Source organism: Rhodospirillales bacterium (genome assembly GCA_016699855.1).
GTDB lineage: Bacteria > Pseudomonadota > Alphaproteobacteria > Reyranellales > Reyranellaceae.
The window spans coordinates 4,138,668-4,162,246 of record CP064988.1; the positions used below are offsets into that span (position 1 = coordinate 4,138,668).

The following is a 23,579-nucleotide window of genomic DNA, read 5'->3' on the forward strand; positions in this document are numbered from 1 at the left end:
CGTCACGGCATCGGCACCGGCGACACCAGGGGCCGGCCGGCGAAGTGGGCCTCGAGGTTGCGCACCACCATGTCGGTCATGGCGGCCACGGCGCGGTCGGTGCCGCCGCCGAGATGCGGCGTCAGCACGACGCGCTCCTGGACCATCAGCTTCGGGTGGATGGCGGGCTCGTTCTCGAACACGTCGAGCCCGGCGCCCTCGATCACGCCCCCCTCCAGCGCGTCGGCCAGCGCCGCCTCGTCGACCATCGAGCCGCGCGAGATGTTGACGACGTGGCCGCGCGGTCCCAGCGCGCGCAGCAGCTCGGCGTCCACCGTGTGGCGGTTGGACGCGTCGGCGCGGCAGGCGACCATCAGGTAGTCGCACCACTCCGCCAGCGCCATCGCCGAGTCGAGGTAGCGGTAGTCGACGTCGTCGCGCCGGCGCCGGTTGTGGTAGCCGATCTCCATGTCGAAGCCGCGCGCGCGTCTGGCGATCAGCTCGCCGATGGCGCCTAGTCCGAGGATGCCCAGCTTGCCGCCGCCGAGGCCGGCGGGGATGCCGAACGAACCCGACACGCGGTGCTTCCAGTTGCCGGCCCGCAGCACGCGGTCGGCGCGCGCCACGTTGCGGGTCGACGACAGCAGCAGCGCCATCGCCATGTCGGCTACATCCGGCGCGTTGGCGCCGGGGCTGTGGGTGACGGCGACGCCACGCCTCTTGGCGGCCGCCAGATCGACCCGCTCGTAGCCGGTGCCGTAGCAGCACACGAGACGGACATGCGGCAGGGCGGCCAGCAGCGCGTCGTCGACCGGCAGGCTGCCGACCGTCACCAGGGCGCGGGCCTTCGCCGCCATCTCCGGCGTCACGAGCGCCGCGTCCGGCCGGTCGAGCGGCCCGAACAATTCGTATTTCGTGCCGTAGATCTCGCGCGTGCGCGCCGCGAACCTGAAACCGAGGACGATCCCCGGACGCTCCGCCGTTGCCACCACGTCAGCCACTCCCACGCCGTTCCGACGCGCGAACCTAGCACGGCGGCGGGCGTGACGACGCGTCGCCGCGTCGCCGGCGGGCGAGGGGTTGGCAAATCGACCCGCGGCGGGGCATGGTGCGGTGCGAAGCCACAGCCACGGGCCGGGGACGATGAAAATTGCCATTCCGAAGGAACGCCGACCGCACGAGACGCGGGTGGCCGCCACGCCGGAAACGGTGAAGAAGCTCAAGGCCTTGGGATTCGATCTTGTGGTCGAGGCGGGGGCCGGCGAGGCGGCGTCGATTCCCGACGCCGACTACGCCGCCGCGGGGGCCGAGATGGCCGCCGACCCGCGCGCGCTCTACGCCGCCGCCGACGTCGTGTTCAAGATCCAGCGGCCGATGATGGCCGGCGAGGGCGAGCTCGACGAGGTGGCCCTGCTGCGGCCGGACAGCTACCTGCTGGCGCCGCTGGGGGCGCTGGTGAACCGCCCGCTGGTCGACGCGCTGGCGGCGGCGCGGGTCAACGCCTTCGCGCTCGAGTTGACGCCGCGCATCACCCGCGCCCAGTCGATGGACATCCTCAGCTCGCAGGCGAACCTCGCCGGCTACAAGGCCGTGCTGGAGGCCGCCGCGACCTTCTCGCGCGCCTTCCCGATGATGATGACGCCGGCCGGCACGATCGCGCCGGCCAAGGCCTTCATCATGGGTGTCGGCGTCGCCGGGCTGCAGGCCATCGCCACCGCCCGCCGCCTGGGCGCCGTCGTCACCGCCACCGACGTCCGCCCCGCGACCAAGGAGCAGGTGCAGTCGCTGGGCGCCAAGTTCGTCGCCGTCGAGGACGAGGAGTTCAAGGCGGCCGAGACCGCCGGCGGCTACGCCAAGGAGATGTCGCCGGAATACCAGGCCAAGCAGGCGGCGCTGGTCGCCGAGCACATCAAGGCGCAGGACATCGTGATCACGACGGCGTTGATCCCCGGCCGCAAGGCGCCGGTGCTGGTCACCGAGGACATGGTCCGGACGATGAAGCCGGGGTCCGTGATCCTCGACATGGCGGTCGAGCAGGGCGGCAACTGCCCGCTCAGCGAGTTCGGCCGCGTCGTGGTCAGGCACGGCGTCAAGATCGTCGGACCGGCCAACCTGCCGGGCAGCCTCGCGACCGACGCCAGCGCGCTGTTCGCGCGCAACCTGCTGAACTTCGTGACGCCGCTGGTCGACAAGGAGACCAGGGCGATCAAGCTCGACATGGAGGACGAGGTGGTCAAGGGCGCCCTCGTCACGCGCGACGGCGCCGTCGTGCACCCGTCGCTGACCTCCGCGGCGTGAGCCGCGTTTCCGAACGATCCGGAGCCAAGCCATGAACGACGAACTCGCCGGCCGCGCCGCCGCGCTCGCCAAGCAGGCGGCGGAATTCGCGAAATCGATGGCCGCCTACGCCGACCAGGCGGTCGCGGCGGCCGCCGCGACGCCGCCGGCCGCGGCCGGGGCGGCCTCGGGCCACATGCCGTTCGTCACGCTGCTGACGATCTTCGCGCTGGCCTGCTTCGTCGGCTACTACGTCGTGTGGCGCGTGACGCCGGCGCTGCACTCGCCGCTGATGGCCGTCACCAACGCGATCTCATCGGTGATCATCGTCGGCGCGCTGCTGGCCGCCGGCCTCAAGGGCTTCGGCGCCGCGCAGGTGTTCGGCTTCCTCGCCGTGGCGCTGGCGGCGGTGAACATCTTCGGCGGCTTCATCGTCACGCAGCGCATGCTGTCGATGTTCCGCAAGAAGACCGCTCCGGCGAAGAAGTAGGCGGACAGGAATTGGCCATGACCCAGGAACTCGCGTCCTACGGCTACCTCGTCGCCGCCGTCCTCTTCATCATGTCGCTGCGCGGCCTGTCGTCGCCCGACTCGGCGCGGGCCGGCAATTTCTACGGCGTCGCCGGCATGGTGATCGCCATCGCCGTCACCATCGCGATGCCCGGCGTGATGAGCTGGTGGCTGATCGCCGCCGGCCTGCTGATCGGCGGCGCGGTCGGCACCTTCATCGCCATGCGCATCCAGATGACGGCGCTGCCGCAGCTGGTGGCGGCGTTCCACTCGCTGGTCGGCCTCGCCGCCGTGTTCGTGGCCGTCGCGGCGTTCCTTTCGCCGGAGGCGTTCGGCATCGGCGCCAAGGGCCGCATCCCGGTCGGCAGCCTGATCGAGATGGGGCTGGGCACCGCGATCGGCGCCATCACCTTCACCGGCTCGATCATCGCCTTCGCCAAGCTGCAGGCGCTGATGTCCGGCGCGCCGCTGGTGTTCCGCGGCCAGCACATCCTCAACGCGCTCATCGGCGTCGCCATCGTGGCGCTGCTCGTGTGGTTCGCGGTCAAGGGCTCGCCGGTCGCCTTCATCCTGCTGATCGTTCTGTCGCTGGCCCTGGGCTTCCTGCTGATCCTGCCGATCGGCGGCGCCGACATGCCGGTCGTCGTCTCGATGCTCAACAGCTACTCGGGCTGGGCCGCGGCCGGCATCGGCTTCACGCTCGCCAACACCGCGCTGATCGTCACCGGCGCGCTGGTCGGCAGCTCGGGCGCGATCCTGAGCTACATCATGTGCAAGGGCATGAACCGCTCGATCTTCAACGTCATCCTCGGCGGCTTCGGCACCGACGGCGGATCGGCGGGACCGGCGGGCGCCAAGAGCGACCGGCCGGTCAAGGCCGGCTCGGCCGAGGACGCCGCCTTCCTGATGAAGAACGCCGGCTCGGTCATCATCGTGCCGGGCTACGGCATGGCGGTGGCGCAGGCCCAGCACGCGCTGCGCGAGATGGCCGACATCCTCAAGAAGGGCGGCGTGCAGGTGCGCTACGCCATCCACCCCGTCGCCGGCCGCATGCCCGGCCACATGAACGTGCTGCTGGCCGAGGCCAACGTGCCCTACGACGAGGTGCTGGAGCTCGAGGACATCAACCGCGATTTCGCGTCGACCGACGTGGCGTTCGTGATCGGCGCCAACGACGTCACCAACCCGGCGGCCAAGACCGACCCCAAGAGCGCGATCTACGGCATGCCGATCCTCGACGTCGAGAAGGCAAAGACCGTGCTGTTCATCAAGCGCGGCATGGCCTCGGGCTACGCCGGCGTCGAGAACGAGCTGTTCTTCCGCGACAACACGATGATGCTTTTCGCCGACGCCAAGAAGATGACCGAGGACATCGTCAAGTCGCTCGAGGCGTCGCACTGACTCGAACGGCGTGCCATTTCCGTCATCCCGAGCGCAGCGAGGGATCTTTCCGCCGTTGAAAGATCCCTCGCTGCGCTCGGGATGACGGGAGGGTCGCGACGACAGCGCGGTCCCGCACGACGTCGGGCGCCTGTCCTCTCCGCCCGCTCACCCGTCCCAGACGTTCGTCGGCATCGGCAGGTCGGTGAAATCGGAATCGACCAGCGGGCGGTGGTGGGCCACGCCCTCGCGCTCCAGCAGCATCATCCACTGCCGCGCGTGCTGGCCGTGGTGCCAGGTGGTGCGCTCCAGCAGCTCGTGCAGGCTCTGCGCGCCGTAGTAGGTCGACAGCGTCTTCGCGCCCGATCTGTCGGCGCCGGTCTCCCACCAGCCGCGGAACCGCGCCCGCACGGCGTCGGCATGGGCCACGAGCTGCGCCGTGGAGGTGTCCTCGGGCGGGCTGTCGGCGAAGACCTCGCGCACCAGCGTCGCGCCGCCGTCGGCGTCGAGGAAGGCGTCGACCACCTTGAACATGTGGTGGCCCAGCTCGCGATAGCTACGCGGCCGGCCGGGCACGTGCGTGGCCAGCCGGTCGGCCGGCATCAGCGGCAGCAGTTCGATCGACGCCGACATGAATTTGTCGAGCCGGTCACGCAGCTGGAGCGGCGACAGGGCCGGGCCGGCGCTCTCGGCGAGACCGAGGAAGGCCACGATCTCCTTCTGGCTCTGCGCGTAGATGAAGCGCTCGCCGCGCGCCAACACCGGCACCGAGCGCGCGCCCAGCGCCGTCAGGGCGGCGAGGCCGGCCGGATCTTCGACGATGTTGATGGAGACGTGGTCGATCGCACGGATCGATAGAAACTCTTTGAGCCTCAGGCAGCTGGTTCAACCCGGCTGCCAGAACACCCGCAACGGCTCGGCCATGGACCCCTCCATCCGGCCGACGCGGCCGGTAGATCGACCGCAGCGTGCGGCCCCCGCCGCCGTCCGACAAGGGAAAACCCGGCGCGTGGAAATCTGTGCAAAACAAAAGCCCCCGGCGGACGGGGGCTTTGGTCGGGACGCCGTCGTCCACCGGGTGGACGGCGGCGCGGGCGCGGGGCCTAGTAGCCCTCGCGCTCCATGCGCTTGCGCATCAGCTTGCGGACGCGGCGCACGGCCTCGGCGCGCTCGCGGGCGCGGCGCTCGGACGGCTTCTCGTAGTTGCGCCGCAGCTTCATCTCGCGGAAGACACCTTCGCGCTGCAGCTTCTTCTTCAGCACGCGCAGCGCTTGATCGACGTTGTTGTCGCGAACCAGTACCTGCACTTTGCGTCGCGCTCCTGCTCTGGACGGGCGGTCGGGCCACCGGCCCGGCGTTTGGAAGGTGCGGGGATTAACACAGGCTCCGGCCGATGGGAAGCCCGCAAGCGCCGTTCGGCGGGGGCGGAACGGGGCGATTCGCCGCTCGTGGCCGCCGCCCGGCGACACTATATGTTGGGTCCATAGGAGGGGTCCGGCCATGGTCACGCCTGAATCGACCAATCCATCCGCCAAGTCCGCCGGCGGGGCCGACGAGGACGTCGCGCGGCGCGACCGCGTGCTCGACGCCGTCCTGCCCCATGTCGCGTTCGACGGCTGGGGGCAGGCCGGCGTCGCATCGGCGGTGCGGGAGGCGCCATCACCCGCGACGAGGCGCTGGTGGCGTTCCCCGGCGGCGCGATCGACATGGTCGCCTACCACAGCCGGCGCGCCGACCGGCGCATGGTCGAGGAACTGGACGCCGCCGGGCTGGCGGCGATGAAGATGCGCGAGCGCATCGCCACCGCGGTACGGACCCGGCTGGCGCGCAACGCCGAGCACCGCGAGGCGGTCCGGCGCGCGCTGACCCTGCTGGCGCTACCCCACAACGCGCCGCTGGCGGCGCGGCTGCTGTACCGCACGGTCGACGCGATGTGGTACGCGGCGGGCGACACGTCGGTCGATTTCAGTTTCTACACCAAGCGCGCGACCCTGGCGGGCGTCTACACGACGACGCTGCTGCACTGGCTCGACGACCGCTCGCCGGACGGCGAGGCCACCTGGGCGTTCCTCGACCGCCGGGTCGAGGACGTGATGCGCTTCGAGCGCCTCAAGGCCCGGGCGCGCGACTACGGCGCGCGCTGGCGCACCCGGCCGGCGCGTTGACGCGCGGCGGTCTCAGCGGGTCCGGCCACCGCCGGTCGACTGCGGAACGTTGGTCTGTGGCGGTTGCTGCTGCGGTTGCGGCGGCGCGCTGGTCACCGGTGGCGGTGGGGGAGGCGGCGGCGGCACGTTGATCTTGGCCGGCGGCGTCGGCGCGGGCGGGCTGGTGATCGTCGGCGGTGGCGGCGCGATCGATCGCGGCGGCGGAGGCGGCGGCGGCGCGTAGGCGGGCGGCGGAACGACGCCGGACGACGGCGGCGGCAGATTGCGCGGTGGCGGCGCCACCGAGGCTGGCGGCGGGACGATCTGCGATGGCGGCGCGCCGATCACCACCGGCGGCACGGGGCGCGGCGGCGGGGTCGGCTGTGGACCAGCGACCGGCGGCGGCGCCCCCGGAGCCCCGATCTTCGGCGGGGGAACGATCGGCGCGGGCATGCCGGGCCGGTACACCGGCGGCGTCGGTTGCGGGCCGACGACGGGCGGCGGCACGACGGGCGGCGGCGTGCCCGGCGGGCGCGGATGGGGATGCGGGTGTCCGTCGTGGCGGTGGCGCCAGCGCCGCAGCCGCTGGTCGCGCCAGTAGTAGTTGTCGTCGTACCAGTACGGCGCGGAGAAAACGATGACGGCGGGCGGCTCGACCGCGTAACCGGGCGCGGCGGGCGGGATCGGCGCGTAGGTGCCCGGCGTGCCCCGCACGACGCTCGGACCGCCGGCGGCCAGCAGCGACATCGTCAGCTCGCACATCTGCACGGCGCCGCCGGTCTCCGGCACCACCCGGCCCGAGGCCCGCAACATGCCGCCGGCTATCGTGCCGTTGAAGCTGATGTAGGCGGGTCGGCCGTCGCCGCCGGTCGCGCGCCCCGCGAAGACGACGGTGCCGGCCGGATCGATCGTGCCGACCAGCACGTCGGCGGCGTTGGCGCCGGCGCGGGTCACCTTCACCCGGCCGGCGTTGATGGTGCCGATGGCGGTGTCGGCGAAGGCCGGCGCGGCGGCGCTGGCCTCGCAGCGCCACGCGCCTTCCCAGTCGCCGTCGGCCGCGGCGTATTGCTGCGCGTGCGCGGCGGCGGCCGACAGCGTGATCGTCACGGCGAGCGCTGAAAGACGGATTGCCGGGCGCATCGCGGCGGCTCCTCGGGATGGCGGTGTGGCGCGGACGCCTCTCCACCAGCGTCGGGCGCCTTTGCGGCGCCGCTATGGCGACGCCGCGCTCAGACGCGCCAGCGGTTGACGTGGCCCATCTTGCGGCCGGGCCGGGAGTCGCGCTTGCCGTAGAGGTGGAGTTTGGCGTCCGGTTCGGCAAGGAAGCGGCGCCACTCCGCCGCCTCGTCGCCGATCAGATTGGTCATGCTGGCGCCGGCGCCGCGCATCGTCACCGGGCCCAGCGGCAGGCCGCACACCGCGCGCACGAGCTGCTCGAACTGGCTGGTGACGCAGCAATCCTGCGTCCAGTGGCCGGAATTGTGCGGCCGCGGCGCCATCTCGTTGGCCAGCACGCCGCCGTCGCGGGTCACGAACAGCTCGACGCAGACCAGCCCGACCAGGTCGAACGCCTCGGCGGTGGCGCGGCCGATCTCCTCGGCGCGACGCAGCGTGGCCGCGTCGAAGCCGCCGGGCAGCGTGGTGGTGTGCAGGATGCCGTCGCGGTGGACGTTGCGGCCGACCGGGAAGCACGAGGTCGTCCCGTCGACGCCGCGGGCGGCGATCACCGACGCCTCGGCCGCGAAATCGACGAAGCCCTCGACGATCAGCTCGCGTCCACCGAGCCGCGCCCACACGGCGGGCAGGTCGCTGGCCGCGTCGATGCGCGCCTGGCCCTTGCCGTCGTAGCCCTCGGTCGTGGTCTTGGCGACGCAGGGCGCGCCGACCGATCGCACGGCGGCGACGAACTCCGCCTCCGTCGCCGCCAGCGCGAACGGCGCCGTGGCGACGCCGATGCCGGCGAAGAACGTCTTCTCGCGGCCACGGTGCTGCGCCACCCGCAGCAGTTCCGCGCCGGGGCGCACCGGCACGCGCGGCGCCAGGAACTCGGCGCAGGCCACCGGCACGTTCTCGAACTCGTAGGTGACGACGTCGACCGCCGCCGCGAACGCCGCCAGCGCGTCGTGGTCGTCGTAGGCCGCGCGCGTCCATGCCGCCGACACCGCGGCGGCCGGCGATTCCGCGTCCGGCGCGAAGACGTGGCAGCGGTAGCCGAGATTGGCGGCCGCCAGCGCCGTCATGCGGCCGAGCTGGCCGCCGCCGAGGATGCCGATGGTCGCGCCGGGAGGGACCGGGTTCGCCGCCGTCACGTCGGCGCCTCAGCCGGCCGGCGCGTCGACCGGCCGCGCCGCCACGGCGCCGGTCTGCTTCGCGCGCCACGCCTCGACCGCGGCCATGATCCGGGCGTCTCCGAGACCGACGATGCTGCCGGCGAGAAGCGCGGCGTTGATCGCGCCGGCCTTGCCGATCGCCAGCGTGCCGACGGGGATGCCGCCGGGCATCTGCACGATCGACAGCAGGCTATCCATGCCCTTGAGCGCCTGGCTCTCGACCGGCACGCCGAGCACCGGCAGCGGCGTCATCGACGCGGTCATGCCCGGCAGGTGGGCGGCGCCGCCGGCGCCGGCGATGATCACCTTCAGGCCGCGCTTCCGCGCGCCGGTCGCGTAGTCGACCATCCGCTTCGGGGTGCGGTGGGCCGACACGATGCGCGTCTCGAACGGCACGCCCAGCGCCGCCAGCGTGTCGGCGGCGTGTTTCATGGTGGTCCAGTCGGACTGGCTGCCCATGATCACGCCGACCATCGGCGCGGTCCTCGGGGTCGCTTTGCGGGCCATCTGCGGCGGCTCTCCATGGCGCGGGCGCGCGAGTATAGGGACGTCGACCCGCCGCGCAAGGCGCGGCCAACGCGGTTAACGCCGCGCGGAGACCAGCAGGAACATGGGCCGGTCCAGCTCCTCGGCCAGCGCCGGCAGCGCGGCGATCTGGGCGTCGGTCGGGCGGAACTCCTCGACATGTGCGATCGTGAAGCCGGCGGCGATCAGCAGGTTCAAGGTCGTGCCGATCGTGCGGTGGTGCTTCACCACGCCCTTGGCGAGCCAGTCCGTCGTGCGCGGCCCCTCGACCAGATAGCGGTCGACCGGCCAGATCCGCCGCCCCTCGGCGTCGCTCGCCCATCCCGGCCGGGTCGGCGCCATGTAGATCGGGTGCTCGGTCGAGAACACGAAGGCGCCGCCGGGGACCAGCGCGCGGTGGATCGTCGCGATCAGGCGCGCGGCGTCCCCGACGTAGTGCAGGGCGAGCGAGCTGTAGGCGAGGTCGAACGCGCCGGCCGGCAGCTCGAGCGCCGCGAGGTCGGCCCGCCTGTAGGCGACGGCCGTGTCGGAGGCGGCCTCGCGCGCGCGGGCCAGCATGTTCTCGGATAGATCCAGACCCAGCACCGATGTCGCGCCGTTGTCGCGCGCCCAGCGGCAGAACCAGCCCATGCCGCAGCCGAGATCCACCACCCGCGCGCCGCCGATCGGCGGCAGCATGGCCCGCAGCGCCGGCCATTCGGGCGCGCCGTCCAGCCCCTCGACCGAACGCGCCAGCCGGCCGTAGCCCTCGAAGAAGCCGGGATCGTCGTAGATGTTCTGCGCCATGCCGCCTCCGGGCGCCGCCGGCGCGGCGGCCGTCAGGCGATGATGTTGGGGATCAGGCGGCTCTCGAGCGCCAGCATCTGGTCCTTGAGCGCGAGCTTGCGCTTCTTCAGCCGCTGGAGCTGGAGCATGTCGAACGGCGCCTTCTCGACGAGGCGCGCGATGACGTCGTCGAGATCGCGGTGCTCCTGCTGCAGCGCCGCCAGCTTGGCGCGGATCGCGTCGAGATCTTCCATTTCGGTAAGGTCGCCCTCCGGCGCGCACCCTAGCAAAGGACGGTGGCGCGGTGTACGGGGATTCAGCCGCGGCGCCCCCGCCGGGCGGCTTTTCACGCGTTGGCGCCGGATGAGCGACTTCCTGCCGCATCCCTTCTGGAATTTCTCGCTCGAGGTCTACGCCGCCGACGGCGTCGCCCGCGGCTGCCTCGAGCTCCAGGACCGCCGCGCGATCGACGTCAACGTGCTGCTGCTGTGCGTCTGGCTGGGCGCGTCGGGCCGCGGCACGCTGACGGCGGAACGGCTGCGGGCGCTGCTGGCCGAGGTGGCGCCGTGGCGCGACGGCGTCGTGCTGCCGGCCCGCCAGATGCGCCAGCGCATCAAGGCCGGGGCGTGGAACACGGCGCCGCACATCCCGGTCGAGGCGGCGCGGCGGCGCGTCGCGGAGACCGAGCTGGCGGCCGAGCATGTCGAGCAGCTCATGCTGGCGGCGCACTGGCCGCTGCCGGGCGACCGCGACCGCCCGGTCCGGGCGCGGCTGCGCGCCGCCGTCGGCAATCTCGGCGTCTACGCGGTGTGCCTCGGCGTGACGCCCGACGACAAGGACCGCGAGAGCCTGGCGCCGCTGCTGGCGGCGGCCTTCCCCGGTCTGCACCGCCTCGAGGTCGAACAGGCGCTCGGGCTGGTGCCGGCCTGACGACCGCCGCGATGCCCACCGCGAGCTGGAGCATGCGCGGCGAGGGTCCGCCGGCCGCGCCGTCGCGCGTGCTGGTGGTCGGCGCCGGCATGGCCGGGCTGGTGGCGGCGCGTCTGCTGCGCGACAGCGGCATCGCGGTCATCGTGGTCGAGGCGCGCGACCGGATCGGCGGACGGCTGTGGACCGACGAGTCGATGGGCGCGCCGCTCGACCTCGGCGGCTCGTGGATCCACGGCGCCGACGACAACCCGCTGTCGGAATGGTGCGCCGCGCTGGGCGTCGAGCTGGTCGAATCGGCGGCGTGGCGGCGCTTCATCGAGCCCGGTACCAGCCTCGCCGACTACGCCGACGCCGCGCGGCGGGCGTGGCGCGGGCGCTGGGCGCTGGCGGTCGCGATGCACCTCGGCGCGCTGCGCGCCGCATGGGCCGCCCGCCGCGGCCGGCCGCGCGCGGTGTCGCTGGCCGACGTCGTCGAGCCGCTCCTCGACGCGTGGTGGCTGCCGGAATTCGACCGCCGCCTGGTGGCGCAGATCGTGTCGAGCGGCGAGGGCGTGCAGGGCGCGCCGGCGGCGCGGCTGGCGATCGAGGAATGGTTTCCGGCCGACGCCTTCAAGGTCAACGCCATGCCGCGCGGCGGCTACCGCGCGCTGCTCGACGACGCCGCGCGGGGGCTCGAGATCCGGTTGTCGACGCCGATGACGCGGCTGGAATGGGACGGCGCCGGCGTGGTCGCGTCGACGCCGTCGGGGGAATTGCGCGCCGACCGCGCCATCGTGACCCTGCCGGTCGGGCTGCTGCGCGACGGCGCGATCGCGTTTTCGCCGCCGCTTCCAGACGACCAGCGCGCCGCGCTGTCGCGCATCGGCTATGGCGGCGACGCCGTGCTGGGCAAGATCTTCCTGCGTTTCGAGCGGCGGTTCTGGCCGGCCGACGCCGAGCGGTTCCAGAGCCTGCCGCCCACGCCGCGCGGCCGCGGCGTGTTCACGACGTGGCTGTCGCTGGAGCGCGAGACCGGCGCGCTGATCCTGAGCAGTTTCGCCAACGGCGCGGCGGCGGCGCGCTTCGACCTCGACCGCTCCGAGGAGGAGGTGCGCGACGCCGCCCTCGTCTCGTTGCGCCGCCTGTTCGGTTCGGACGTGCCGATGCCGTCGGCGTGGCGCTACACGCGTTGGCTGAGCGATCCCTGGGCGCGCGGATCGTACTCCTACCCCGCCGTCGGCAGCCCGCCGGAGGACCGCGCGCTGCACGCCCGGCCGCTGGGCGGGCGCGTGTTCTTCGCCGGCGAGGCGACGGAGACGGGGGACTACGGCACCGTGCAGGCGGCGCTGAAATCGGGCGAACGCGCCGCCGAGGCGGTGTTCCGCGCCGGCGGCGGCGTCGAGCCGGACCGGGCCGCGCGGCCGTGGCGCTTCCGAGGCTGAGGCAACGCCCGTCGGTCGCGCGCCGGCGCGTGTGCGCATCGATATGCGCGCCCGCGCGCCGCGGCGCTTGTCCGCGACGGGCGCGGCGGGCCAGCATGCGCGCCGGACCCGGGGGAGGATTCGCGAGATGAAGATCAAGGGCAAGGTGTGCGTCGTCACCGGCGCGGCCAGCGGCATCGGACGGGCGCTGGCGCGGCGCTTCGCGGCCGAGGGCGCGAAAGGCGTCGCGGTCGCCGATCTCGATTCGACGGCGCTGGACGCGGTGGCGGCGGAGATCGGCGGCCTGGCCGTGCGCACCGACGTGGCGAAGGAGGCCGACATCCAGAGTCTCGTGCGCGAGACCGAGGCGCGGTTCGGGCCTATCGACGTGTTCGTGTCCAACGCCGGCATCGCGCGGCTGGGCGGCGAGGACGCGCCGGACGAGGTCTGGCGCCTGAACTTCGACGTGCACGTGATGGCGCATGTCTACGCCGCCCGCGCCGTGGCGCCCGGCATGGCCGCGCGCGGAAGCGGCTACCTCGTCAACACCGCCTCGGCCGCCGGCCTGCTGACGCACGTGAACTCCGCGACCTACTCTGTGTCGAAGCACGCCGCCGTGGCGTTCGCCGAATGGCTGGCGATCGAATACGGCGACAAGGGCGTGCGCGTCTCGGTGCTCTGCCCGCAGGCCGTGCGCACCGCGATGACGGCCAACGGCGGCGTCGTGTCCTCGGTCGACGGCATGCTGGAGCCGGAGCAGCTCGCCGACTGCGTGATCGAGACGATGGACACCGAGGGTTTCCTGATCCTGCCGCACCCCGTCGTGCTCGACTACATGCGCCGCAAGATCGGCGACTACGACCGCTGGCTGACGGGCATGCGCCGCTTCAAGCGCAAATCCGGCGGCGGAGTGTGACGGGGTTCGGTTGAATGTCATTCTGAGCGAAGCGCCGTAGGCGCGCAGTCGAAGGATCTTGGCCGTCCACCGACCGCGGAAAGATCCTTCGACTACGGCGCTACGCGCCTCCGCTCAGGATGACGTCGGAGCGGATATCGGCGGGGACATCACCCGCCCCAGCGTTTGACCACGCCGGCGTCGAGGTCGAACAGGTCGAGCGCGCGGCCGACCGTGTGGTCAACGATGTCGGCGATCGTCTTCGGCCGGTTGTAGAACGCGGGCACCGGCGGCGACACGACGGCGCCGAGATCGGCCACGGTGGCCATGTTGCGCAGGTGCACCGCGTGCAGCGGCGTCTCGCGCACCAGCAGCACCAGCCGCCGGCGCTCCTTCAGGACGACGTCGGCGGCGCGCGTCAGCAACGTGGTGGAGATGCCCGCCGCGATCTCGCCGAGGCTGCGCATCGAGCACGGCGCGACCACCATGCCCAAGGTGCGGAACGAGCCGCTGGAGATGGCCGCCGCCAGATCGTCGGGGGCGTGGACCACGTCGGCCAGCGCCTTCACGTCCTTGACCTTCCAGTCGGTCTCGTGCGCCAGCGTCACCTCGGCCGTGCGCGTCATCACGAGATGCGTCTCGACCTCCATCGGCCGCAACAGCTCGAGCAGCCGCACGCCGTAGACGACGCCCGAGGCGCCGGAGATGCCCACGGTGATTCTTGAGAGAGCGGTCATCCCGGCAGCTTACCCCGGCATCGGGGAAAAGTCGCGCCGGGCCACTGGAAAGCCTCCCCGGAGCGTCCCATGTCGGATATACTACAGTCGGCTGATGGAGGAGGAACCGATGAGCGTTTTGGATCGGGTCGATGCCCTCAAGACGCGCCACGCGGCGCTGGAGCAGGCCATCCACGAGGAAGCCGTCCGACCGCATCCGAACGAAGAGACCCTCCAGGAACTCAAGCGCAAGAAACTCAAGCTCAAGGACGAGATCGAGATTCTCGCCACCCGCCACTGACGCCCGGCGCGGCCTAGGCCGCACGGCGGGGTTGGCGGCAGGCCGGTTCGAAGGCCGGGACGGATTCTTGCGTGCCGGTGAGGTGGCCCGCGACGCGCGGTGGTGCGTCTCGGCCCATGCGTTCGGATTCAGGTCTCGTGATGGTTCAGCCATCCGCCAAAAGCGCATGCGAGCAGCAGGCCCTCCGATTGGGCGTCGATCTGCCATGAATAGCCGCCGGCTCTCGTTGGCCATGTCGGCCGGACGACGGCCGCGATGACTTCCACCACCGCGCGAGCCGTTTCCTGGTCGCATTCGTAGTCGACGGTCGCGGCGACGTAGAGTTTGCCGTAGCCATGGTTCTGGGTTGAGTAGAGATTCAAGATGCGCGGGTCGCGCACCGCGTCGAGCTTCGCCCTGACCGCGGCGTAGGCCGCGTCGAAGTTGTCTTCGGGCGCTTGGCTCATGGTGACCTCCGCACTGAAATCCGACGTGGAATGCCGGCCGGCCGAGGACATACGTGCCCGCGGTCCTTTCATCGATGCCATCCTCTCCGCCGAAACGCTGAGAATTGAGTTCGGGCACGACTCATACACAGTCTGCAAATACGCCTTCGTCATCGTGGACGAACCCATGTGTTGATCGCGAAGGTGAGCGCGCCTAGGGCGGCGAAGTAGAGCGCCGCCACGAATCGTTCCGGCCAGCCCACGGGCATCGGCGTCGGCGTGTGGACGCAAGTCACGTGCGGAGTGTCGTCGTCGACAGCTTGTTCCGCCACGGGATAGGCGAGCAAGGGACCAAAGTCGACGCGCCAGATATCGATCTCGAAGAGATCGTCGAAGACGTCGAGGAGGATTCCAACGGATACCGCCATTCCGTCCGAGTCGGTGAACCAGGCCGACGCGATCGTGCTTCCATAGCGTCGGATGTTCTCACCGCGGCCGCTCAGAAAACGGACGCCGCTCATGCCGCCGTCGTTCATGTCCTCGACCCGATAGTCGGCGAGCCGGGCGAGCATCGCGGCGGCCTCGGGCTTGTCCGCGAGAAGGCCGCGCAGCAACGCCGCTTCATCCTCCCGCAACGGACGTCCGCTCATATCGATCTCCGGTAGACCGGGCGACGCCTTGCGCGCATCGCCGTGCGAAGATGACTCTACTCTGGAAACACCTCGACTTCGAATGTCGCGCCGAGGTCGACCATCGTCTTGAGGAGCGCCGTGTCGACGGAGTCGCCGTTGTTGATCCAGCCGACGAGTTGCACATAGACCTCCAGCCTGCCGCCGGTCGACAACAGATCGTGCACGACGTCGCTGCGCCGCGAGAGTCGCTCCAGTGCCGCCGCGAGCGGGGCCTTGAATCCGTCCGCGGGCTCGAAATCCGCCGACGATGTCCAAAAGCTGTCCTTGTAGACGCCGGACAGCGGCGTGCCCACGGGGGTTTGCCGCGGCGCGCCCACGGTCCATGTACGTAATGGCGTAAGCCCGAGCGCGTCGGAGAGAAACGTCAGGGCGCGGGTGGGGTGGCGGAACCGAATGCAGACGGAGCCTTGGTCCATTGACGTCTCCAACCGACGGCTTTCGGGTGACGCGTGGCGCACGATCCGCTGTGCGAGTCCGCCGCTGGTAACAGGACCCTATTGCGCCGGCAGCGCGCCGACGATGCGCGCGACGCCGTTGGCGACGCGGATCGCGACGGCCTCGGCGTCGCCCATGTGCAGGCCGGTGACCGCCAGGATGTTGACGTGGTGCGTGACCAGCGCGCGCACGGCGTCGCGCGGCGGCGGATTGGCGGCGATCCAGGCGATCAGCGCCTTGGCGCGCGCGGCGCCCGCCTCGAGTCCCAGCCCGACCGCCGAGTCGAGCAGCGGCAGCGGCTCGCCGGCGCCGAACGCCTCGCGCGCGGTGTCGCGGCAGCGGCACCAGCGGCTCGACCGCACCTCGGCGACGCGCACGCCCCGGGCCGTCAACGCCGCGCCGAGGCGGCGGGCCTGGGCGCGGCCCTCGTCCGAGAGGTTGCGCTGCGTGGCGCAATCGTCGAGCCGGAAGCCCGGCGGATCGTAGGTGCCCGGCGCGCGGGCGTGGCGGATCAGCAGATCGACGCCGCCGGCGCGCAGCGCCACCCATAGCGCGTCCTGCGCCGCCACAGGTCGTGCCGCGAGCGCGCCCAGCGCGCCGAGGGCGAACGCGCGGCGCGCGATCATGGCGCGGCGACCACGCCGTCGCGCAGCAGGGCCGCGATCTCGTCCCCGGCGTAGCCGAGCTCGGCCAGCACGGCCGCGCTGTCGCCACCGGCCGCCGGCGCGGGACGGGTCGCCGCCGGCGCGGCGCCGTCGACGCGGAAGCCGGCGCCCAGCGCCTCGACCGGCTTGTCGTAGCCGGGCTGGTCGTCGATGCGACGGTGAACGCCCGGCGTGCGGCGGTACGGCCCGTCGATGAATTCGTCGACCGTGCGGATCTTGGCGCAGGCGACGCCGGCGGCGCTGAGGTCGCGCTCCCAGTCGTCGGCGGTGCGGGTGCGCAGGATGGCGGCGAATTCCGCCGTCGCCACCGCCTGGTCGGCGACCACGAAGAAGCCGCCCTTGCCGACCGGCGCGAAGCGCGGATCGCTTTTGAGCTCGCCGCGGCCGGCGACGTCCAGCGCCTTGTGGCCCTGGTCCATCGTGTTGGCGGCGATCGACAGCCAGCCGTCGGCGGTGGGGAACACGCCGGAGGTCGGGCTCGAGGTCAGCGGCCGGTTGCCGAAGCGCTCCGGCGCGATGCCGCCGACCATCCAGTTCGAGGCCGGGCCGATCATCAGCATCAGCGCCGAGTCGGCCATGCCGATGTCGATGCGGCAGCCCTTGCCGCCGTTGCGCTGGCGCTCGAGCAGGGCGGCCATCACGGCGCAGGCGCCGTTCATGCCGGTGGCGATGTCGATGGCGGGGAAGCCGATCTTCATCGGCGGATCGCCGGGATCGCCCTGCATCATCATGACGCCGGCGGCGGCCTGGATCGCCTGGTCGTAGCCGGCGCGGCCGGCCATCGGGCCGGACTGGCCCCAGCCGGACACCGAGGCGTAGACCAGGCCGGGGTTGGTGGCCGATAGCGTCGCGTGGTCGAGGCCGGCCTTGGCCAGCTCGCCCGGCCGCTGGTTCTCGACCAGCACGTCGGCGCGCGTGGCCAGACGCAGCGCGATCTCGCGGCCGCGCGGCGTCTTGAAGTCCAGCGCCAGCGAGCGCTTGCCGTGGTTCAACCCGACGAACTGCGCGGCGAAGCCCGGTGGCGACTGGCCGGGCTTGCCCGTGCGCATGACGTCGCCGGCGCCGGGGCGCTCGATCTTGACGACGTCGGCGCCGAGCTGGGTCAGCACGTGCGTCACGTAGGGGCCGGCCAGCACGTGCGTGAAATCGAGCACGCGCGTGCCGGCGAGGGGAGCGAACATCCTGTGGTCTCCGCGGGCGGGTTTCAGCGTCCGCCGATTTGAACGCGTTTCCGGCGGCGGAGTCGATGGTGGTCCGGCGAAGACCCCTCATCCCCGCCGCGGCTGCCGCGGCGTACCTTCGGGCCCCTTCTCCTCGAAGACGGGGGGAAGGGGATGCATGGGCGACGGGCGCGTTCTTCCCTTGTCCCCCGTCTTCGGGGGAGAAGGTGGCGCGCAGCGCCGGATGAGGGGCGCTTTCTGTGCGGCAGCCGCGGCGGGGATGAGGGACGCTTTTTCAGCGCGGCATCTTGCGACGCCAGCGCAGGGCGTCCTCGATCTGGCGGTCGAGGTCGCGGGTCGGGCGCCAGCCGAGCTCGCGTTCGACCAGCGCGGTGTCGGCGACCAGCCGCGGCGGATCGCCGGCGCGGCGCGGACCGACGGCGTGCGGCACCGGGCGGCCGCCGATGCGCGCGGTGGCGTCGATCAGCTCGCGCACACTGTAGCCCGCGCCCGAGCCAAGGTTGAACGCCGGCGCCGCGCCGCCGCGATCGAGGTAGTCCAGCGCCGTCGCGTGCGCGTCGGCAAGATCGGCGACATGCACGAAGTCGCGCACGCAGGTGCCGTCCGCGGTGTCGTAGTCGGTGCCGAACAGGGTCAGCGGCCGGCCGAGCCCGAGCATGGCGTCGATCGCCAGCGGCATGAGATGGGTCTCGGGGTCGTGCGCCTCGCCGATCTCGCCGTCGGGATCGGCGCCGGCGGCGTTGAAGTAGCGCAGGCAGACCGCGCGCATGCGCCGGCCCGGCGCGCGCAGCATCTCCTCCACCGCCAGCTTGTTCTCGCCGTAGACGCTGACCGGCCCGAACGGATGCGTCTCGGCCAGCCGTGGCGTGCGGGGCGTGCCGTAGATGGCGCAGGTGCTCGAGAACACGAAGGCGCCGACGCCGCGCGCCTCGGCGGCGTCGATCAGCACGCGGGTGCGCTCGACGTTGTTCTCGCGGTAGCGCGCCGGTTCGCGCATCGACTCGCCGACCTCTATGTAGCCCGCGAGGTTGATGACGGCGTCGATCCGGTGGGCGCGGATCACCTCTGCCACGCGGGCGGCGTCGCCGATGTCGCCGCGCTCGAACGGGCCCCATTTGACGGCCCAGTCGTGGCCCCTTCTCCAGCGTGTCGTAGGCGACGGGGATGTCGCCGCCGGCGGCCAGACGCTTGCACACCTGGCTGCCGATGAACCCGGCGCCGCCGGCGACCAGCACGCTGCGCGCCATCACGCGACCTCGCGCGCCGGCCGCCGATGGCCTTCGACGACGTCCGCGTACATGGACTCCAGCGCGGCGGCGACGTTGTCCCAGCGGTACAGCCGGTTGACGGTGTCGCGCGCCTTGCGGCCCATGTCGGCGGCGAGCGCCGCGTCGCGCAGCAGCGTGCCCAGCGCCATCGCCACCTTCTCCTCGTCGGCGCGCACCACCAGCGCGCCGCCGCCGGCCTGCAGCTCGCGCCAGATGTTGACCTGGTCCGAGACCACGACCGGCAGCCCGGCCGCCATCGCCTCGACGGCGGCGATGCCGAAATTCTCGCTGTAGGACGGCAGCGCGAACAGCGAGGCCGCCGCGAACGCCGCCAGCTTGTCGTCGCCGCGCAGCATGCCGGTGAAGGTGACGCGGTCGGACACGCCGTCGCGCCGCGTCCACGCCTTGCACTGGTCGAGCATGCCGTCGTCCGGCCCGGCGACCACGAGATGCGCGTCGGGGTCCTGGCGCGCGGCGCGCGCGAAAGCGGGGATCAGCAGATCGAGGCCCTTCTTGAAATGCAGGCGGCTGAGGAACAACGCCACGCGCCGGCCGCGGGTCTCGGGATGGGCGGCGAGGAAGCGCTCGGCCGGCGGCAGCTTGTCGAAGCCGGCGAGGTCGACGCCCAGCGGCACGATCCGGGCCGGCGCGCCCATCGCGAACGGCGCGCTGATCTCGCGCTCGACGTCGCTGGTGTAGTGGATCGCCGCCGCCCGCCGCAGCACGCCGTTCTGGAACAAGAGCTCCATCAGCTTCTTGCGACCGCGGTGGCGGGCGCGGATGTAGGGATCGAGCATGCCGTGCGGCCGCACGATGTAGGGCACGCCGTGGCGCCGGCACAGCCGCGCGCCGATCCAGTCGTGGTAGAGGTAGATCGAATGCAGGTGCACGACGTCGAATTTCGGCAGTTCGACCGCCAGCGCCCGGCCCATCGCCCGCGACGCCTTCCAGAAGCGCGGCGCGTGCACGGGATGGTAGGTGACCGTGAAGCCGTCCTGCGCCAGCGCCACGCCCGTGGGCACGTTCTCGACACCCTCGGCCGACCAGTTGGTGGTATGGATCGCGACCTCGTGACCGCGCGCGGCGACGGCCTTCGCCATCTCCACGCAGGCTTGTGCCGGCCCGCCGCTCTCGCGGCTGAGGGTGGCGATAAGGTGTAGGATCCGCATGAACGCCGGGGAGGACCGCCTGAACGGGCATGTTGCTTAAATGAAGTTTTTATCATAACTTGTTCAAAATACTAGAGTTATTCGTTTCAACTTGATGTCGCCGGCGGATCGGACCGGTTGGGAGACCAGAGGTGTGCGGCATCGCCGGCCTGTTCCACTACGGCCCGCTCCGTGTCGGTCCCGAGGACCGCGCCGAGATCGGCCGGATGTCGGACGCGATGATCGCGCGCGGGCCGGACAGCGTGGGCGTATGGGAGGACGACGACGGCCGCGCCGTGCTGGCGCAGCGGCGGCTGGCGATCATCGATCCCGGTCCCGGCGGCTACCAGCCGATGGTCCACGACGGCGGCCGGCTGGTCGCCGACTACAACGGCGAGATCTACAACTACCGTGAGCTGAAGGCGGAGCTGGAGGCGCAGGGCCGCCGCTTCGTCTCGAACTCCGACACCGAGGTGCTGCTGCATCTCTACGACCGCGACGGGGCCGGCATGGTCAAGTCGCTGCGCGGCATGTTCGCGCTGGCGATCTGGGACCGCGACCGCCGGCGCATGTTCCTGGCGCGCGATCCGTTCGGCATCAAACCGCTCTACCTCGCCGACGACGGCGCCACGCTGCGCTTCGCCTCGCAGGTCAAGGCGCTGCTGGCCGGCGGCCGGATCGCCACGACGCCGGAGCCGGCGGCCGATGTCGGCTTCCTGATGTGGGGGTCGATCCCGGAGCCGTTCACCCTGCACCGCGAGATCCGCGCCCTGCCGGCCGGCCACACGCTGACGATCGACGCCGGGAAGGTCGGGACGCCGGCGCGCTACCACTCGATCGCCGCGACGCTGGCGGAGGCCGAGGCGTCGCGTCCGGCGCCGGCCGGCGCCGCGCGTCTCGAGGCGCTGCGCGCGGCGATCGACGACACGGTACGCCACCACATGGTGGCCGATGTGCCGGTCGGGCTGTTCCTGTCCGGCGGCTTCGATTCCTCGCTGGTGGCCGAATTCGCCACCCGCGCTCGCCGATCCCGACGCGCACGGTGACCTTGGGCTTCGAGGAGTACCGCGGCAGCCTCGACGACGAGACCGGCATCGCCGGGCGCATCGCCGCGCACCACGGCACCGACCACAGCACGGTGTGGGTGCGGCGCGCGGAGTTCGCGGCGGCGCGCGACCACCTGATGGCGTCGATGGACCAGCCCAGCATCGACGGCACCAACGTCTATTTCGTCAGCAAGGCGGCGGCCTCGACCGGGTTGAAGGTGGCGCTGTCGGGCATCGGCGGCGACGAGGCGTTCGCGGGCTATCCCAGCTTCCGGCAGGTGCCGGAGATGGTGCGCCTGGTCGGCCGCGCCGGGCCGCTGGCGGCGCTGGGCCGCGGCTTCCGCGTCGTCAGCGAGCCGGTGCTGCGGCGGTTCACGTCGCCGAAATACGCCGGCGTGCTGGAATACGGCGGCACCTATGGCGGCGCGTATCTGCTGCGCCGCGGCCTGTTCATGCCGTGGGAGCTGCCGGCGTTCCTCGACGCCGACTATCTGCGCGCCGGCATGGCGGCGCTCGACACCGAGGCGACGCTGGCGGCGGCGATCGACGGGGTGCGCTCGGCCAACGGCCGCGTCGCGGCGCTGGAACTGTCGTTCTACCTGCGCAACCAGCTGCTGCGGGACGCCGACTGGGCCGGCATGGCGCATTCGCTGGAGATCCGCACGCCGTTCGTCGACGCCGGCTTCTTCCGCGACATGGCGCCGCTGATCGTGGCCGACCGGCCGGTGACCAAGGCCGAGCTGCCGCCGCTGCTGTCGGAGCCGGTGCGCGCCATGCTCGAGGGTCTGCCGAAGCGCGGCTTCCAGGTGCCGGTGCGGGACTGGCTGGGCGCGCCCGCCGGCGACGCCCGCACCCGCGGCTGGCGCGCCTGGGCGCTCGACGTGCTGTCCGGGTTCCGCCCCGGCACGTCCTTCGCGAGGCGCGCCGCGTGACCGGCCGCGCGCACCGGTGGCGCCGCCGCGTAGCCACGGACGGACGGAGCTGAGGCATGGAGACCGCCCTCCTTCTCGGCGCCCCGGTGCTGGTCGCGACGTGGGTCGTCATCGCGCTCGACTGGCGCCGCGGCGTCTACGGCCTGATCCTGTTCACGCCGTTCACCGGCTTCGTCGTGGCGGCGCTGAGCCCGTCGCCGATCGGCGCGCTGGTGCGCGACGTGCTGATCGTGGCGCCGCTCTATCTCGGCTTCTTCCTGCTGTCGGGCCAGTTGCGCGGCGACCGCCTGCCGTTCGCGCTCTACGCGGTGTTCGGCGTGTTCGCGCTGCTGGTGCTGTTCGGCATGGCCAATCCGAACGTGCCCAACATGATGGTGGCGGGCATCGGCGCCAAGGTGTGGCTGTTCTACATCCCGATGCTGCTGGTCGGGGCGGCGATGCCGCGCACCGAGGACGAGCTGCGCCGCGTGCTGCGCCTGTTCGTGGTCTGCGCCTGGATCCCGTGGGGCGTCGGCATCACGATGTTCCTCGGCGCCACGCTCTACGACTACGAGGCGACGATCCGGTTCTTCTACGGCGACTACGCGCTGCACGCGACCCAGCGCTTCGGCACCTTCCAGGGCCTCGGCGCGACGCTGTTCCGCATCCCCGGCTCGTTCCAGTTCAACTCGCAGTACGGCGTGTTCTGCTTCTTCATGATGTTCCCGATCTTCATGCTGCTGGAGATCGAGACCGACCGCCGCTGGCGGACGTTCATCTGGATCAGCCTGACGGTCGCGCTGATGGCCGCCTTCACCAGCGGCGCGCGCGGCAACTTCGTGTTCATCCCGCTGATCTTCGTGCTGATCCAGTTCTTCCGCTTCCGCGCCGGCGGCCTGTTGCAGGGCGTGCTCGGGATCGGCGGCGGCATGGCGATCGCGCTGGCCTTCGCCGGCCTCGACGGCGAGAAGATCGCCAGCCAGACCGGCACGCTGATCGGCAACTACACCGACGAGATCGCGGTCGGCGGCATGCTCGACGGCCTCAGCAAGGGCGGCATTTTCGGCATGGGCGTCGGCGCCAACACCGGCGCCGCCCGGCACGGCCAGGACGCGGCCGTCCAGGCGCTGATGTTCGAGAAGGGCACGCTGATCGAGAATTTCTTCGCCAAGGCGATGGTCGAGCTCGGCGCCATCGGCTTCTTCATCGTGCTGGCGTGCTACGGGCTGATGTTCCTGTTCACGCTGCAGATCCGGCGCGACCTGCGCACGACGCGGTTCAAGGGCGTCGCGGCGTGCGGCGTGGCGATGGTGGTGTTCGTCACGCTGACGTCGTTCAAGGGCTGGGCGCTCGATACCGATCCGCTCAACTACTACTACTACCTGACGCTCGGCTTCGTCTTCGCGCTGCCCCACATCGAACGCCAGACGATGGGCGCCGCCGCGCCGGCGCGGCCGGCGCCGGCGGCGCCGGGGCTGCAGCGGCGGCCGCTGATCGGCCGTCCCGTCGGCTTCGCGCCGCGGCCCGGCTCGTTGCCGCGGCTGGGGCCGCTGCCGCCGGCGCCGCGCGGCGGCAGCGCGTTCGATCCCACGCCGCGCGCGGAGCCCGCGCCGCCGCCGGGGGCGGCGCTCGATCCACAACCGCGGGACTGACGGC

The 23,579-nt window shown here is 71.9% G+C and carries 24 protein-coding genes and 2 pseudogenes; 10 read left to right on the forward strand and 16 right to left on the reverse strand.

What is annotated here, in order from left to right:
- Positions 1–2 precede the first annotated feature (2 nt).
- Entirely contained in the window at positions 3–971 is a 969-nt protein-coding gene (locus IPK81_19500; GenBank protein QQS11723.1) for a 2-hydroxyacid dehydrogenase, read from the reverse strand.
- Between the two features lie 151 nt (positions 972–1,122).
- Between IPK81_19500 and IPK81_19505 the strand changes: the two genes are divergently transcribed.
- From IPK81_19505 to IPK81_19515, 3 genes are read left to right on the forward strand one after another with little or no spacing between them, the layout of a single operon-like run.
- Entirely contained in the window at positions 1,123–2,277 is a 1,155-nt protein-coding gene (locus IPK81_19505; GenBank protein QQS11724.1) for a Re/Si-specific NAD(P)(+) transhydrogenase subunit alpha, read from the forward strand.
- A 31-nt stretch (positions 2,278–2,308) separates the two neighbouring features.
- Positions 2,309–2,746, forward strand: a complete 438-nt coding sequence (locus IPK81_19510; protein QQS11725.1) for an NAD(P) transhydrogenase subunit alpha — start codon at positions 2,309–2,311, stop codon at positions 2,744–2,746.
- Between the two features lie 17 nt (positions 2,747–2,763).
- Positions 2,764–4,167 carry an NAD(P)(+) transhydrogenase (Re/Si-specific) subunit beta gene (locus tag IPK81_19515; protein QQS11726.1) on the forward strand — a complete coding sequence of 468 codons (1,404 nt, stop codon included), beginning with the start codon at positions 2,764–2,766 and terminating at the stop codon, positions 4,165–4,167.
- A 147-nt stretch (positions 4,168–4,314) separates the two neighbouring features.
- On the opposite strand, the gene IPK81_19520 is transcribed toward IPK81_19515, so the two are convergent.
- Positions 4,315–4,914 (reverse strand): hypothetical protein, encoded by a 600-nt coding sequence (locus tag IPK81_19520; protein QQS11727.1) that lies wholly within the window; start codon positions 4,912–4,914, stop codon positions 4,315–4,317.
- A gap of 335 nt (positions 4,915–5,249) precedes the next feature.
- Positions 5,250–5,453: a 30S ribosomal protein S21 gene (locus IPK81_19525; GenBank protein ID QQS11728.1), complete on the reverse strand. Its 204-nt coding sequence runs from the start codon at positions 5,451–5,453 to the stop codon at positions 5,250–5,252.
- 372 nt (positions 5,454–5,825) lie between these two features.
- Here IPK81_19525 and IPK81_19530 point away from each other — a divergent pair, with 372 nt between their 5' ends.
- Positions 5,826–6,311 carry a COQ9 family protein gene (locus tag IPK81_19530; GenBank protein QQS11729.1) on the forward strand — a complete coding sequence of 162 codons (486 nt, stop codon included), beginning with the start codon at positions 5,826–5,828 and terminating at the stop codon, positions 6,309–6,311.
- Positions 6,312–6,323: 12 nt separating this feature from the next.
- On the opposite strand, the gene IPK81_19535 is transcribed toward IPK81_19530, so the two are convergent.
- The 5 genes from IPK81_19535 to IPK81_19555 form a co-directional block, all read right to left on the reverse strand.
- Positions 6,324–7,430, reverse strand: a complete 1,107-nt coding sequence (locus IPK81_19535) for a hypothetical protein (GenBank protein QQS11730.1) — start codon at positions 7,428–7,430, stop codon at positions 6,324–6,326.
- A gap of 89 nt (positions 7,431–7,519) precedes the next feature.
- A complete protein-coding gene (locus IPK81_19540) occupies positions 7,520–8,599 on the reverse strand; it encodes a 5-(carboxyamino)imidazole ribonucleotide synthase (protein ID QQS11731.1) in 1,080 nt (359 codons plus the stop codon).
- A 9-nt stretch (positions 8,600–8,608) separates the two neighbouring features.
- On the reverse strand, positions 8,609–9,127 hold the full coding sequence (purE, locus tag IPK81_19545) for a 5-(carboxyamino)imidazole ribonucleotide mutase (GenBank protein ID QQS11732.1): 519 nt from the start codon (positions 9,125–9,127) through the stop codon (positions 8,609–8,611).
- Between the two features lie 75 nt (positions 9,128–9,202).
- Positions 9,203–9,931, reverse strand: coding sequence for a class I SAM-dependent methyltransferase (locus IPK81_19550; GenBank protein QQS11733.1), 729 nt, complete (start codon positions 9,929–9,931; stop codon positions 9,203–9,205).
- A gap of 32 nt (positions 9,932–9,963) precedes the next feature.
- Positions 9,964–10,164 (reverse strand): DUF465 domain-containing protein, encoded by a 201-nt coding sequence (locus tag IPK81_19555; GenBank protein ID QQS11734.1) that lies wholly within the window; start codon positions 10,162–10,164, stop codon positions 9,964–9,966.
- Between the two features lie 109 nt (positions 10,165–10,273).
- On the opposite strand from IPK81_19555, the gene IPK81_19560 reads away from it, so the two are divergent.
- From IPK81_19560 to IPK81_19570, 3 genes are all read left to right on the forward strand, one after another.
- The gene (locus IPK81_19560) at positions 10,274–10,840 is read left to right on the forward strand and encodes a TIGR02444 family protein (protein QQS11735.1); all 567 of its coding nucleotides are present in this window, start codon (positions 10,274–10,276) and stop codon (positions 10,838–10,840) included.
- 11 nt (positions 10,841–10,851) lie between these two features.
- On the forward strand, positions 10,852–12,261 hold the full coding sequence (locus IPK81_19565; protein ID QQS11736.1) for an FAD-dependent oxidoreductase: 1,410 nt from the start codon (positions 10,852–10,854) through the stop codon (positions 12,259–12,261).
- Positions 12,262–12,388: 127 nt separating this feature from the next.
- Entirely contained in the window at positions 12,389–13,156 is a 768-nt protein-coding gene (locus tag IPK81_19570) for an SDR family oxidoreductase (protein QQS11737.1), read from the forward strand.
- 149 nt (positions 13,157–13,305) lie between these two features.
- On the opposite strand, the gene IPK81_19575 is transcribed toward IPK81_19570, so the two are convergent.
- Complete coding sequence (locus IPK81_19575; GenBank protein QQS11738.1) at positions 13,306–13,872, reverse strand: UbiX family flavin prenyltransferase; 567 nt, start codon at positions 13,870–13,872, stop codon at positions 13,306–13,308.
- 109 nt (positions 13,873–13,981) lie between these two features.
- Here IPK81_19575 and IPK81_19580 point away from each other — a divergent pair, with 109 nt between their 5' ends.
- Entirely contained in the window at positions 13,982–14,152 is a 171-nt protein-coding gene (locus IPK81_19580; protein QQS11739.1) for a DUF465 domain-containing protein, read from the forward strand.
- A 128-nt stretch (positions 14,153–14,280) separates the two neighbouring features.
- Here IPK81_19580 and IPK81_19585 read toward each other — a convergent pair whose 3' ends face one another.
- The 7 genes and pseudogenes from IPK81_19585 to IPK81_19615 all read right to left on the reverse strand — a co-directional run bounded on the left by IPK81_19585 (position 14,281) and on the right by IPK81_19615 (position 19,918).
- A complete protein-coding gene (locus IPK81_19585) occupies positions 14,281–14,598 on the reverse strand; it encodes a hypothetical protein (GenBank protein QQS11740.1) in 318 nt (105 codons plus the stop codon).
- A gap of 149 nt (positions 14,599–14,747) precedes the next feature.
- Positions 14,748–15,227, reverse strand: coding sequence for a hypothetical protein (locus IPK81_19590; GenBank protein QQS11741.1), 480 nt, complete (start codon positions 15,225–15,227; stop codon positions 14,748–14,750).
- Positions 15,228–15,283: 56 nt separating this feature from the next.
- Positions 15,284–15,685 carry a DUF4279 domain-containing protein gene (locus IPK81_19595; GenBank protein QQS11742.1) on the reverse strand — a complete coding sequence of 134 codons (402 nt, stop codon included), beginning with the start codon at positions 15,683–15,685 and terminating at the stop codon, positions 15,284–15,286.
- Between the two features lie 78 nt (positions 15,686–15,763).
- A complete protein-coding gene (locus IPK81_19600; GenBank protein QQS11743.1) occupies positions 15,764–16,330 on the reverse strand; it encodes a histidine phosphatase family protein in 567 nt (188 codons plus the stop codon).
- Positions 16,327–17,550: a CoA transferase gene (locus IPK81_19605; GenBank protein QQS11744.1), complete on the reverse strand. Its 1,224-nt coding sequence runs from the start codon at positions 17,548–17,550 to the stop codon at positions 16,327–16,329. The genes IPK81_19600 and IPK81_19605 overlap by 4 nt, the downstream gene beginning before the upstream one ends.
- A gap of 274 nt (positions 17,551–17,824) precedes the next feature.
- Positions 17,825–18,797 (reverse strand): annotated as a pseudogene (gene galE, locus IPK81_19610) (UDP-glucose 4-epimerase GalE).
- The gene (locus IPK81_19615; protein ID QQS11745.1) at positions 18,797–19,918 is read right to left on the reverse strand and encodes a glycosyltransferase; all 1,122 of its coding nucleotides are present in this window, start codon (positions 19,916–19,918) and stop codon (positions 18,797–18,799) included. The pseudogene galE and the gene IPK81_19615 overlap by 1 nt, the downstream one beginning before the upstream one ends.
- A gap of 275 nt (positions 19,919–20,193) precedes the next feature.
- On the opposite strand from IPK81_19615, the pseudogene asnB reads away from it, so the two are divergent.
- Positions 20,194–21,944 (forward strand): annotated as a pseudogene (gene asnB / locus IPK81_19620) (asparagine synthase (glutamine-hydrolyzing)).
- A gap of 56 nt (positions 21,945–22,000) precedes the next feature.
- Positions 22,001–23,575: a hypothetical protein gene (locus IPK81_19625; protein ID QQS11746.1), complete on the forward strand. Its 1,575-nt coding sequence runs from the start codon at positions 22,001–22,003 to the stop codon at positions 23,573–23,575.
- Positions 23,576–23,579 lie beyond the last annotated feature (4 nt).

Excerpts from the sequence above, each read along its gene's own strand:
- IPK81_19570 (QQS11737.1), top strand. The coding sequence starts at position 12,389 with ATGAAGATCAAGGGCAAGGTGTGCGTCGTCACCGGCGCGGCCAGCGGC.
- IPK81_19585 (QQS11740.1), bottom strand. The coding sequence starts at position 14,598 with ATGAGCCAAGCGCCCGAAGACAACTTCGACGCGGCCTACGCCGCGGTC.
- IPK81_19505 (QQS11724.1), top strand. The coding sequence starts at position 1,123 with ATGAAAATTGCCATTCCGAAGGAACGCCGACCGCACGAGACGCGGGTG.
- IPK81_19560 (QQS11735.1), top strand. The coding sequence starts at position 10,274 with ATGAGCGACTTCCTGCCGCATCCCTTCTGGAATTTCTCGCTCGAGGTC.
- IPK81_19590 (QQS11741.1), bottom strand. The coding sequence starts at position 15,227 with ATGAGCGGACGTCCGTTGCGGGAGGATGAAGCGGCGTTGCTGCGCGGC.
- IPK81_19575 (QQS11738.1), bottom strand. The coding sequence starts at position 13,872 with ATGACCGCTCTCTCAAGAATCACCGTGGGCATCTCCGGCGCCTCGGGC.
- IPK81_19595 (QQS11742.1), bottom strand. The coding sequence starts at position 15,685 with ATGGACCAAGGCTCCGTCTGCATTCGGTTCCGCCACCCCACCCGCGCC.
- IPK81_19555 (QQS11734.1), bottom strand. The coding sequence starts at position 10,164 with ATGGAAGATCTCGACGCGATCCGCGCCAAGCTGGCGGCGCTGCAGCAG.
- IPK81_19510 (QQS11725.1), top strand. The coding sequence starts at position 2,309 with ATGAACGACGAACTCGCCGGCCGCGCCGCCGCGCTCGCCAAGCAGGCG.
- IPK81_19515 (QQS11726.1), top strand. The coding sequence starts at position 2,764 with ATGACCCAGGAACTCGCGTCCTACGGCTACCTCGTCGCCGCCGTCCTC.
- purE (QQS11732.1), bottom strand. The coding sequence starts at position 9,127 with ATGGCCCGCAAAGCGACCCCGAGGACCGCGCCGATGGTCGGCGTGATC.
- IPK81_19605 (QQS11744.1), bottom strand. The coding sequence starts at position 17,550 with ATGTTCGCTCCCCTCGCCGGCACGCGCGTGCTCGATTTCACGCACGTG.
- IPK81_19600 (QQS11743.1), bottom strand. The coding sequence starts at position 16,330 with ATGATCGCGCGCCGCGCGTTCGCCCTCGGCGCGCTGGGCGCGCTCGCG.
- IPK81_19625 (QQS11746.1), top strand. The coding sequence starts at position 22,001 with ATGGAGACCGCCCTCCTTCTCGGCGCCCCGGTGCTGGTCGCGACGTGG.
- IPK81_19580 (QQS11739.1), top strand. The coding sequence starts at position 13,982 with ATGAGCGTTTTGGATCGGGTCGATGCCCTCAAGACGCGCCACGCGGCG.
- IPK81_19615 (QQS11745.1), bottom strand. The coding sequence starts at position 19,918 with ATGGCGAAGGCCGTCGCCGCGCGCGGTCACGAGGTCGCGATCCATACC.
- IPK81_19550 (QQS11733.1), bottom strand. The coding sequence starts at position 9,931 with ATGGCGCAGAACATCTACGACGATCCCGGCTTCTTCGAGGGCTACGGC.
- IPK81_19535 (QQS11730.1), bottom strand. The coding sequence starts at position 7,430 with ATGCGCCCGGCAATCCGTCTTTCAGCGCTCGCCGTGACGATCACGCTG.
- IPK81_19565 (QQS11736.1), top strand. The coding sequence starts at position 10,852 with ATGCCCACCGCGAGCTGGAGCATGCGCGGCGAGGGTCCGCCGGCCGCG.